We start from the raw sequence: 11,186 nt of genomic DNA on the forward strand, positions 1-11,186 counted from the left end.
CGCCCCAGCCCCTCGGCCCCGACGGCGGCTTCGGCGACCTGTCGTGGATGAACTACGTGCAGAACTACCGGCCGGGCGGCGAGCCGGGCTACTGGGCGGCGTTCCCGTTCCAGTTCACCGACCCCGAGCTGGTGCACCTGCGGCACGGCTTCTTCCGTGACGTGGCCATGGGCGCGAACGCGTTCGGCACCGGGGCCGCCGAGATCGCGCCCTTCGAGCAGCCCGTCGAGGACCTCTCGGGGCTGCGGCTCGAACTGCGCGCCAAGGAGTCGTACGAGCTGGGCGAGCCCGTCGTGATCGAGTTCAAGCTGTCATACACCGGCGAGCCCCGCGTGACGCACGGCCACCTGCATCCGGACACGGAGTTCACCCAGGTGTCGATCACGCAGCCGGGCGGCAGGACCGTGCTGTACCAGCCGATGATGCGCCACTGCGTGGACTCCTCGCCGCAGATCCAGCTGGACGCGGGCAACCCGGCCATGTACCGCAGCGCGTACGTCGGGCACGGCCGCGACGGCCACTACTTCCAGCAGCCCGGCGAATACCAGGTGCGCGCCCAGTACATCGCGGCCGACGGCTCCCGCATCGTCTCCCCTGCCTGCCCGGTCAAGGTGCGCCTGCCGGTCAGCCGCGACGACCACCTGGTGGCCGAGCTCATGCTGGGCGAGGAGCAGGGCAAGCTGTTCTCGCTGCAGGGCTCCGACTCCCCCACGCTGCGCTCGGGGAACGAGGCGCTGGACGAGGTGATCGACAGGTACGGCGCGCACCCGCTGGCCACGTACGCCCGCCTGGTCAAGGGGCTGAACGCCGAGCGGGAGTTCAAGGCGCTGACGGCGGGCAAGCGGCTGCGCGTCCGGCCGCCGGACCCCAAGCAGGGCATCGAGCAGCTCACGCAGGTCGCCCGGGACCCCGGTCTCGACAACATCACGCTCAACCTGGTGATGCGCCGCCTGGCCAGGGCCGAGGCGCGGCAGGGCGATCTGGAGCGGGCGAACGCGGTCATGGACCAGATGGTCGCCACCTTCGCCGCCAAGGGGGTCAACCCCATCGTGATGGGCCAGATCCGGCAGCAGGCCGAGCTGACCAAGTCCGCGCTCAGCGCCGAGGTCTCCTGACCTCCTCCGCGCGTGGGTGGCTACGATTCTGGCATGTTCCGCGAGGCCCGTCCCGGCGACTTCGAGCAGATCATGCGCCTCTACCGGCAGCTGCAGCCCGTCGTCGCCACGACCTATCTCAACGTGATCCCCAACCTCACCCGGTCGGCGTCGCCCTACGCCGTGATCGAGAACGTCGTCGTCGAGGAGTCCCAGCGCGGCGCGGGCCTGGGCCGGCAGATCATGGCCGGCACGCTCCAGGCCGCCTGGGACGCGGGCTGCTACAAGGCGATGCTGATGACCGGCTCGCGCAGGCCCGCCACCCACGCCTTCTACCTGGCCTGCGGCTTCTCGGCCGACGCCAAGACGGCGTACGTGGCCCGGCCGTCGTGACCCGGCGGGCGGTGATCAGTGCCCCCGGACGACGGGGCGGCCGCCCGAGCAGACGATCGTCAGCTCGATCTCCTCGCCCTCGTCCGGCTCGAACTCGACCTTGGTCTCAAGGGCCGGTCCGGGCTCGACGCCGTCCACCGAGTAGCCCTGGGCGGGGCTCCACGAGCGCAGCGTGACCTGGTCGCCGTCGCAGGAGGCGATCACGGTGCCGCCCGCGCTGCGGATCAGCTTGCCCTGCGCCGCCGGGGACGGCCGGGCGCCCGGCGTGGCGGCCGCGCGCGTGGTCGCGGTGGCCAGGGCCGCGCGCACCTCGCCCTCGCTGAGCACGTGGCTGCTGGTGCCGGTGAGGCCGTTTCCGAGCAGGCCGAGCACCGCCACGGCCGCGCCGGTGGCGGCTACGGCGGTGACGACCCAGGCGAGCATGAGTCTCTTCATCGCGCCCAGCTTCCCCCCTGTCCGGCTAACGCCAGGTTAAGGCGACGCTAAGGCTGCTCAAGGCAGGGCCGGGAAGCGTCTACGTTTCTTGATATGGCTGACATCCTGCTCATCGAGGACGACGTGGCGATTCGCACCGCGCTCAGCCGCGGGCTGCGGGAGCTCGGCCATGCCGTCTCCTCCTCCCCGACGGCGCTGGACGGGCTGCGCCTGGCCGTGCAGGACCGGCCCGACCTGATCGTGCTCGACCTCGGGCTGCCCGACCTCGACGGGGTGGAGCTGCTGCGGATGCTGCGCGCGGTCAGCCGGGTGCCGGTCATCGTGGCGACCGCCCGCGACGGCGACGCCGAGATGGTGCCGGTGCTGGACGCGGGCGCCGACGACTACGTGGTCAAGCCGTACAGCGCCGCGCAGCTCGACGCCCGGGTGCGGGCCGTGCTGCGGCGGGCGGTCGGGTCGGCGCCCGAGCCGCTGGCGGTGGGTGCGCTGCGGGTGGACCCGCGGGCGCGCACGGCCACGCTCGACGACGTGGCGCTGGATCTGACGCCGCGGGAGTTCGACGTGCTGCACTACCTCGCCGCGCGGCCCGGCGAGGTCGTCACCAAGCGCGAGCTGCTGACCGAGGTGTGGCAGCTCCCGTACGGCGGCGCCGACAAGACCGTGGACGTGCACCTGTCGTGGCTGCGCAGGAAGCTCGGCGAGACCGCGTCGGAGCCCCGGTACCTGCACACGGTGCGCGGCGTGGGCGTCAAGCTCGTCGAGCCGTCATGAGGCGGTGGCTGGCGCTGCTCGTCGCGGCGACGACGTCCCTCGTCCTGATCGCGCTGCTGGTGCCGATGGCGCTGCTGATCCGCGCCGTGGCCGAGAACGGCGCGATGAGCCGGGCCACCGCCGCCGCCGAGTCAGTCGCGGTCGCGGTGGGCACGCCCGACCTGGAGCTGGCCGTGGAGCAGGTGGCGCGGCCCGTGACGGTGTTCCTGCCCGGCGGGGGCACGGTGGGCGTCCCGGCCGGCCGTTCTGACGCGGTGCGCCTGGCCGCGACGGGCCGCAGCGTCACCGCCGAGACCGACGGGGGCAGGGAGGTGCTCGTTTCGGCGCAGTCGCCCGACGGCACGGCGGTGATCAGGGTGCTCGTGCCGGACGCGGAGCTGATGCGGGGCGTGCACGCGGCGTGGCTGGCGCTGCTGCTGCTCGGGCTCGCGCTGGTGGTGCTCGGGATCGTGCTGGCCGACCGGCTGGCGCTGGCCGTGACGCGGCCGGTGGACGGGCTCGCGCGGGTCTCGCACCGGCTCGCGGGAGGCGATCTGAGCGCCCGGGCGGAGCCCGGCGGGCCTCCCGAGGTGCGCTCGGTGGCGCTGGCGCTCAACCAGCTCGCCGGGCGGATCGACGAGCTGCTGGTGGCCGAGCGGGAGTCGGTGGCCGACCTGTCACACCGGCTCCGTACGCCGCTGACGGGCCTCAGGCTGGACGCGGAGTCGCTGCGGGACCCCGAGGAGGCGGCGCGGCTGCAGGCCCGCGTGGACGCGCTTGAGCGGGCGGTGAGCGCGGTCATCACCGAGGCCCGGCGCCGCTCGGCCGGGCGCGACTCGTGCGACGCGGCGGCGGTGGTGCGCGAGCGGGTGCGCTTCTGGTCGGTGCTGGCCGAGGACCAGGGACGGGAGGTGGCGATCTCGCTGCCGGCCGCCCCGCTGCCGGTCGCGGTGGGGGCCCAGGAGCTGGCGGCCTGCGTGGACGCGCTGCTCGGCAACGTCTTCGCGCACACCCCCGAAGGGGCGGCCATGTCCGTACGCCTCGCGCCGCGTCCCGAGGGGGCGCTGCTGGCGGTGGAGGACTCGGGACCCGGCTTCGAGCCCGCGTTGCTGGAACGGGGGAACAGCGCGGGCGGCTCCACCGGGCTGGGCCTCGACATCGCCCGGCGTACCGCGGAGTCCTGCGGCGGCCACCTGGCCGTCTCCCGGCCCCCGGGCGGCGGCGCCCGCGTGGAAGTGGCCCTGACCGCCCCCGCGGCGGACGACCGGGACCCGGCCGGGTGAGCCGCGCCCGGCGGGGACCCTCCGGCTGAGCCTCGCCCGGCCGGGACCCGGCCGGGCGGGCCGCGCGAGCGGACGGCGGCCCGGGGAGCGCGTGCTCCCCGGGCCGCCGCGGGTCATTCGGCGGACCAGGCCGGTCCTGGCCCGCCGGGGAAGCCGGCGAGGAACTCGGCGACCGCGGCCACCGCGGCGTCCCTGGTGACCAGGTCGGACCGCTCGAACTCCCCGAGCTGCCCGCCGCACACCAGCGTGACCTGCCCGCCGCCGGCGCCGGGCGCCTTGAGCTGCAGGATCTCGCCGTCGGCCGATTCGCCGGTGACCAGGAAGAGCTCCGGGCCGCCGGCGACCGAGACGTACCTGAACGGCTCGTCGTCCGTCACCGACACCTCCGTGAACCGGCGGCCGTCGAGCCGGCCGATCGATGCGGCGATGCGCTCCATGCCGGGATCGTCCACCTCCCAGTCGTCGGTCTTCGAGCCGGTCCTGTCGTCTCCTGCCAGCGTGATCACAGTTACCCCAGCGGTATGGGAATCGATGGTCTTCGTGTCGCATTGATGGTGAAGATTCCGGACGGGGTGTGCACGAGCAGCTCCTCGACGCCCAGCCCGCGCATCAGCGATCCGACTCCGCCCGTCGCGCCGCACGATCGGCAGAAGTCGCGATCGACGTGCAGGACCGCCACCTTGCCCTTCGCTCCGGCGTTCTTCGCCTGCTGGAAGACGTCCGCCTCGGCGTGGGTCTTGGTCTGCGCGTTGACGCGGATGTCGATGTTGCGCCCGTGCGCGTTCCTGCCGAAGAAGACCTGGCCGTCTATCTTAAGACGGGCCGCGGTGAAGACGTCGTCCGCGCTGCCCGCGGCCGGCATGTTCTGCCGGGCCCGGTACGCGCGCAGCTCGCCCCATCCGCAGTTGTGGACGAGTACGGGCGTCGCCTCGGCGACCACGTAGTAGGTGTGGATGTCGGCGATCGTGAAGTTGTGGACCCGTTCCCGGGCCGTCCACTTCTGGACCGCCTTGACCTGGACGAACGTCCCCGCGCTGGTGCGCAGCCACATCCCCGGCGCGAGGTCCTCCGCGTCGAGCCACGCGTGCTCCGACTCGACCCAGAACGGGTGCCCGTCCGTGGCCACCAGGTGGCCGCCGGACTCCAGGGAGACCTTGACCAGGTGCTTCTCACCCTCGCCGAGGATCTGCTGCACGACGGGCTTGGCGGCGGTCTCCCCCGTCTCCGGGTCGGTGGCCACGACCTCCTCGCCGAGCCGCACGTCCTCGATCGGCCTGGTCGTGCCGTCCGCCATCAGGACGAGCGTCCCGGCGGCGAAGCTGTTGCGGGTGGGGCAGGCGTCGCCCGCCTCGACCTTCGGCTTGGCCGACGACTGTGGCGTCTTGGTCTTCGCCTTGGCCTTGGCCGCCAGGGCCCTGGCCCGCTCCGCCGCCTCGGCCGCCAGCTTCTTGGCCTGGGCCTCGGCCGCCGCCTTGGCCGCGGCCGCCTTCTCCGCCGCTGCCTTGGCGGCCTTGGCCGCCGCCGCCTTGGCCGCCTCGGCCGCGCGTTCGGCCCCGCGCAGGATGGCCTTGGCCCACTTCAGCTCCTGGAAGAAGGCGATGACCGCCTTGCCGGCCTTCCAGATGGCGCCGATGATCTTCGGCGCCTTGAAGATCTTGCCCCACGGCAGCGCGCCGACGACGGCGGAGACGCACGCGCCGAGGTCGCCCTGGAGGCAGTTGATGATGTCGTTGACGCCCAGGATCTCCATGAGGATCTGGCCGCCGGCCTCCAGGATCACGTCCAGGATGCTCTTGTTCTGCAGTTGCTGGGCCTTGGCGACGTCCTCGGGGCTCGGGCCCGGCTCGGCCTCCTGCCCGGGGGCCGTCTCGCCGCCGCCCGTGCCCCCCGCGTCGGGCATCTCGCCCGTGGGGTCGGTGAAGACCAGCGGGTTGTTGGCCGCGTAGGTGTAGGCGGAGGTCGCGCCCACGCCGATGGGCATCGGGTCGGTGCTGGTGAAGCGGCCCGTGCCCGGGTTGTAGTTGCGTTCGCGCAGGTAGTAGTTGCCGTCGCCGGTGGTGTCGTCCTGGTAGGCGCCGGTGAAGCGCAACGGGTTCGACGGCGCCGCCTCGGCCTCGGCCTGCGCCTGCGGGGTCTTCCCCGCGGGCGATGGCGTGGTGAGCGTGGTGCCGGTGCGGGGGTTGCCGAACGGGTCGTAGTCGTAGCCCGCCTCGACCTGGCCGGTCGGCGAGAGCATGTTGGCCACGCCGCCGAGCCAGTCGTGCGTGTAGGCGTGCGCGCCGTCGCCGAGGATCATGGCGAGCGGCTCGTCGTCCGGGCCGTAGGCGAACTTACGCCGGTCCACCGTGGCGCCGGAGGCGTCGGTGGTGGTGTCGAGGGCGATCTGCGGCAGCGTGCCGTTGGTGTCCCAGCTCCACCGCTGCGTGCCGGCGGGGCCGGTGGCGCTCAGCCGCAGGCCGGTGGCGTCGTAGGTGAAGGACGTGGCCCTGCCGTTCACGGTCGCCGCGGCGAGCGTGCTGTCGAGGTTGTAGGTGAACCTGTCGGCTCCTGCGCGGATCTGGTTGCCGTTGACGTCGTAGGCGAAGTCCTTCGAGGTGATGCCGCCCGGCTTGACCACGGTCTCGCGCTGGAGCTGGTCGGCGGGGTCGTAGAGGTAGGTGGTGAGGTCGTTGCCCGCCGAGCCGGTCCGCTTCTGGCTGAGGCGGTTGCCCATCAGGTCGTAGGTGTAGTCGATGCGCCCGGCCATCTCGCTGCCGTGCGCGCAGCTCGTGGCCGAGTAGCAGGCCGAGGTCACCCGGTTGACGTCGTCGTAGTCGTAGGCGACCGACTCCGTGCGCTCGCCCCTGGTGGTGACGACCTTGGTCGGGTTGCCGACCTGGTCCAGCGTCAGGTCGTAGGCCGACACCGGGGCCGCCTCGCCGGCCGCGGTGCGCACGCCGGTCAGGCGGCCCGCCCGGTCGTAGGCGCGCTTCTCGGTCAGCCCGCCGGTCGGCAGCGTCGTGCTCGTCCGCCGGCCGGCCGGGTCGTACCCGAACCGCCATTCGGTCTCCCCCACGGTGTGCGAGGTGACCCGGCTGTCGTCGTCGTAGCCGATCTCCACCTTGGTGCCGTCGGGGTAGACCCGCGAGGTGACGTTGCCGCGCGCGTCGTAGCCGTAGGTGAACTTCTCCTCCGCCTGCCCGGCCGTCTTGCGGGTGACGAGCTCGATCTGGTCCTCGTCGTCGTACTTGACCTCGCGCACGCCGGTCGGGTCGCCGTAGGCGGTGGTGCGGTCCTTGGCGTCGTAGGCGAAGGTGTAGGCCGGGCCCTGCGAGCCGAGCGTGGTCTTGGTACGCCGGCTGAGGATGTCGTACGTGCTGGTGACCGTGCGCTTGGCGCGCTCCTCCGGCGACAGCCACTCGAGTGCGTTGACGGCGATCGCCGTCAACGGGTTGCTCTCCGCGTCGTAGGTGATCTCGACCCGGCGGGCCAGCGGGTCGGCCCTGGTGATCAGGCGGCCCGCGTCGTCGTAGGCCATCCGCGTGTAGCGGCCCATGGGGTCGCGGACCGACTCCAGCATCCCGTCCGCCGCGTAGTTGTAGACGGTGGAGCGGGCCGTGGGGTCGAGCGGGTTGTACGGGGTGTCCGGCGTGTGCACGGTCGCCAGCAGGTCGTCCTCGCGGAACGACTGGCGCGTGGTCCGGCCCAGCGGGTCGGTGACGGCCGAGACCCGGTTGCTCGCGTCGTAGGCGATCGTCGTGGCGTTGCCCAGCGGGTCGATCGACTTGACCTGGTTGCCCGCCTGGTCGTACTCGTAGCGGGTGGTGTAGGCGTCCGGGTCGGCGCCCTCGACGTTGCCGCGCGGGTCGGTGACCTTGGTCAGCAGGCCGTCGTCGTCGTAGGCCCAGGTGGTGATGCCGCCGGTGGCGGCGATCTCCTTGATCCGGTTGCCGGCCTCGTCGTACTCGGTCCTGGTGGTCTTGCCGCCCGCGTCGGTGATCTCGGTCTGCCGGCCGGCCTTGTCGTAGGCCGCGCGCGTCTCCCTGCCGAGGTTGTCCTTGGCGGCCCTGAGCTGCCCGGCGTTGTCGTGCGTGAACGAGGACTGCTTGCCGAGCTCGTCGGTCTTGGCGGTGGTGCGGTCGAGCGGGTCCACCTTGATGTCGCGGTCGACGAACCCGCCGCCCGGGTACGGGTGCCGCACGCGGACCGGGTTGTCGTTGGCGTCGTAGAAGTAGGTGGTGGTGTAGTCGGCCTTGTTCGCGCCCGGCTCGTTGCCGAGCGGCGAGACGACGGTCTTGAGCAGGCCCTTGCCGTCATAGGTGTAGGAGGTGACGATCGGCGCTCGGGTCCTGAGCAGCTCCTGCGAGGTGGCCTGGCGGCCGGCCTCGGTGTAGGTGTAGGCGCTGGTACGCCGCTCGTCGTCGACGGTCTTCAGCAGGCCGTTGGCGAAGTAGGAGTAGGTCGTCGTCTGCCCGGTGGGCGTCTGCTTGCGGACGAGCCGCCCCGTCTCGTCGTAGCCGCTGCGCCAGGCCCCGAACTTGCCCGGCTCCAGCGTGCTGAGCAGCCGGTCCTGGGCGTCGTAGCCGTACCTGGTCGTGTAGGCGGCGCGGTTGCCGCCCGCCACGGTGCCGCGCGGGTCGATCGTGGCGATCTCGCGGCCCGTGAGGTCGTACGCCGACTCGGCCCGCCGCCCGAGCGGGGACACCGTCGCCTTGAGCAGGCCGGCGTTGGGGCCGCCCTGGGGGAAGTGCTCGAAGCGGGTGACCTTGCCGCGCTGGTCCTTGGTGGAGATCAGCAGGCCGCGGGCGTCGTACTCGTAGGTGACGTCGTGGTTCTCCGGGTCCACGCTGCGCACGAGCTCGTTGAACTCGTTGTAGGTGTCCTTCCACACCTGCCCGTTGGCGTCGGTGTGCTCGGTCGGGTTGTTGTTCGCGTCGAACTTGACCTTCTCCGAGAACCCCAGCGGCCGCGGCGCCCTGGTCTCGATGCGGTTGCCGTTGGCGTCGAACGTGGCCTCGTGCTGGTGCTGGCTGCCGTTGACCACCAGGTCCCTGTTGAGATCACGGTCGTAGCGGTGGTTGTCGGAGTCCCCGGTGCCGCGCTGGGAGTAGACCAGCGTGTTGCCGCGGTAGCCGTCCCAGATGACCACCCCGTCGGGGTCGGTGGTGGTGGCCTCCTGCTTGGCGGCGTCCCACGCGAACGTGGTCTGCTTGCCGAGACCGTCCTTCTGCGCGGCCATCCGGCCGTCGGCGGCGTAGGTGTTGGAGATGATCGCCACCCGGTGCGGGTCGATCACCTGGGCCAGCAGCCTGTTGGCGTGGTAGGCGTACTTCCACGGGAAGCCCCGCGCGTCCAGGACCGACGTCAGCAGGCCGCCGGTGTAGAAGTAGTTCACGTTGCGGCCGTCGGGCAGGCTGATCTCGCGGATCAGGCCGCCCTCGACGCGCACCTGGACGACCCGGCCCGAGGCGTCAGTGATCTTCACGCCGGGGCTCTCGTAGGCGAGCGTGACGCCTACGTCGCGGGCGTTGCGGACGGCGGTCAGCCGCCCCTGGGCGTCGAAGACGTAGCGCACCTGCCTGGGCGTGGTCAGCACCCAGCCGCCATCGGTCCTGCGCAGCGTGCTGCGCACGCCGGGCGGGCGCCGGTACGCGCCGCCGTCCTGCGCGGTGTACCTGGCCTGCGCGCCGTCCTCGGCCCGCACCGTCGCGACGCCGTCCTGCTCGCTGACCCGCATGTCGTACGACCACGCCCACCCCGGCCCGAACGGGCTCGGTCCGCGGTTCATCGACGAGTACGAGCGCGCGGTGACGAACTGCGGCCCGAACGAGGTCATCGCGAAGTCCTGCTCGGTACGCACGTACGCGCCGGTGCCGGTGTTGACCCCGAGCGCCCGCTGGGCCTGCCCGGCCGACGTCAGCGCCAGCGCGTTGCCGCACCCGCACCCGGCGGCCTGCTCGTCGGGCACCGGCGGCGGGTCGATCGTCTGGCGCGGCCCGGCCACGTCCGAGGCCCCGGACACGACCTCCCTGCCGTCGTCGTAGACGGCGGCGGCGGTGACGAAATACTCCTTGCCCGTCTCCAGCGCCCAGCCGTCGGAGGTGCCGAAGGAGCGGCAGAAGTCTCCGGCGCCGCCGCAGGTCAGTTTGGCCTGCTCCAGTTCGGCGCGGGGCACGAGCACCGACGCCTGCTCGGTGGGCGAGTCCCTCTCGTACAGGCGCACCCGGGCGCCCGTCCACGACGGGTCCACCTGCCCGGCGCCGAAGTACAGCACCAGCGAGGTGTCGCCGAGCGCGAACCCGGGCCGCAGCGACAGCCCGCTGAACCCGTCCTCGACGACTGCGGGCGCGGCGGCCCGGCCGTCCGTGGCTCCGATGGCGGCGGCGGTGGTCGCGGCGGCCTGCCTGGCCAGCGGCGACCACCGCCGCTCCTCGATCTTGACCGGCTTGCCGCCGGCCTTGGTGCCCGGCGGCACCACCGGCGGGCGCTTGTCCGGGCTCAGCGCCGCGTCCGGGCGGACCCCCGCGGGCATGGGCCGGGCCGCGGGCGCGCCGCCCTGCGTGACTTGCGGGACAGGTGGATCGGCCTGGGCGGCGGCCACGTCGACGGGCGCCAGGAACGACGCCGTTAACGTGGCGACCAGTAACAGCACCCTAATTCGGGCACGACGAAATTGCCTCTTGGCGGGCATTGCACGAACCTCCCCCGTGGAGGGACCGAAGGCGAAATCTCCGACTATCCGAGTGCAATTTCGAAGGAAATCAGCTCACAACGATCACGACAAGGCGGTTTCGCGCGCGTGACACTCCGTACACGGTCCTGAACGGGAGGCGGGACACCGCCGCGATGACGCCGCGAGCTGGTGAGACGTTTCGTGAACCGTTCCAGAAAGCGATTGTTCCACCGTTTCGCGGATTCGGTCGCCGGGCACCGCCGAAATCCTTCTGATCAGCGAAGACAGGCCCCGGCCTTATTGGGCCCCATATCACGGTGTTATGGAAAAGCGATATGGCCGGGCGGCGGCCGTCCTCACCGTCGTACGCCGGGCGGGATAGTGCGGGCGTAAAGATCTGCACGGGCGCCGGTCCCTACGGGGTGGCGTCCTTAACCATCGCTTAGCGCGCGGTTATCGAAGATCGCGGTTTTGTGGAGTCATGCAGATCACGAAGAAGTTCATCGTTGTCGGTGCCGGGGTCGTCGCGCTGGTCGCGGGCGGTGGCGCCGCCCTCGCCGCCACCTCCACCCTGTCGCC

General features: G+C 72.1%; 7 protein-coding genes. 4 read left to right on the forward strand and 3 right to left on the reverse strand.

Going from position 1 to position 11,186, the window contains the following annotated elements; translation table 11 throughout:
* Both ETD85_RS64020 and ETD85_RS54700 read left to right on the forward strand, forming a co-directional pair.
* On the forward strand, positions 1-1,115 hold a 1,115-nt coding region (locus ETD85_RS64020; protein ID WP_206059487.1), incomplete at its 5' end, for a hypothetical protein.
* 33 nt (positions 1,116-1,148) lie between these two features.
* Entirely contained in the window at positions 1,149-1,487 is a 339-nt protein-coding gene (locus ETD85_RS54700) for a GNAT family N-acetyltransferase (protein ID WP_138697765.1), read from the forward strand.
* Between the two features lie 15 nt (positions 1,488-1,502).
* Here ETD85_RS54700 and ETD85_RS54705 read toward each other — a convergent pair whose 3' ends face one another.
* Positions 1,503-1,922: a hypothetical protein gene (locus ETD85_RS54705; protein ID WP_138697766.1), complete on the reverse strand. Its 420-nt coding sequence runs from the start codon at positions 1,920-1,922 to the stop codon at positions 1,503-1,505.
* Positions 1,923-2,015: 93 nt separating this feature from the next.
* Between ETD85_RS54705 and ETD85_RS54710 the strand changes: the two genes are divergently transcribed.
* Positions 2,016-2,693 (forward strand): response regulator transcription factor, encoded by a 678-nt coding sequence (locus tag ETD85_RS54710; RefSeq protein ID WP_138697767.1) that lies wholly within the window; start codon positions 2,016-2,018, stop codon positions 2,691-2,693.
* Positions 2,690-3,955 (forward strand): sensor histidine kinase, encoded by a 1,266-nt coding sequence (locus tag ETD85_RS54715; protein ID WP_138697768.1) that lies wholly within the window; start codon positions 2,690-2,692, stop codon positions 3,953-3,955. The genes ETD85_RS54710 and ETD85_RS54715 overlap by 4 nt, the downstream gene beginning before the upstream one ends.
* Before the next feature lie 113 nt (positions 3,956-4,068).
* Here ETD85_RS54715 and ETD85_RS54720 read toward each other — a convergent pair whose 3' ends face one another.
* The gene (locus ETD85_RS54720; protein ID WP_138697769.1) at positions 4,069-4,461 is read right to left on the reverse strand and encodes a hypothetical protein; all 393 of its coding nucleotides are present in this window, start codon (positions 4,459-4,461) and stop codon (positions 4,069-4,071) included.
* Positions 4,462-4,463: 2 nt separating this feature from the next.
* Positions 4,464-10,586, reverse strand: a complete 6,123-nt coding sequence (locus ETD85_RS54725) for an RHS repeat-associated core domain-containing protein (protein WP_206059488.1) — start codon at positions 10,584-10,586, stop codon at positions 4,464-4,466.
* Positions 10,587-11,186 lie beyond the last annotated feature (600 nt).

It is taken from the genome of Nonomuraea zeae (assembly GCF_005889725.1).
Lineage (GTDB): Bacteria > Actinomycetota > Actinomycetes > Streptosporangiales > Streptosporangiaceae > Nonomuraea > Nonomuraea zeae.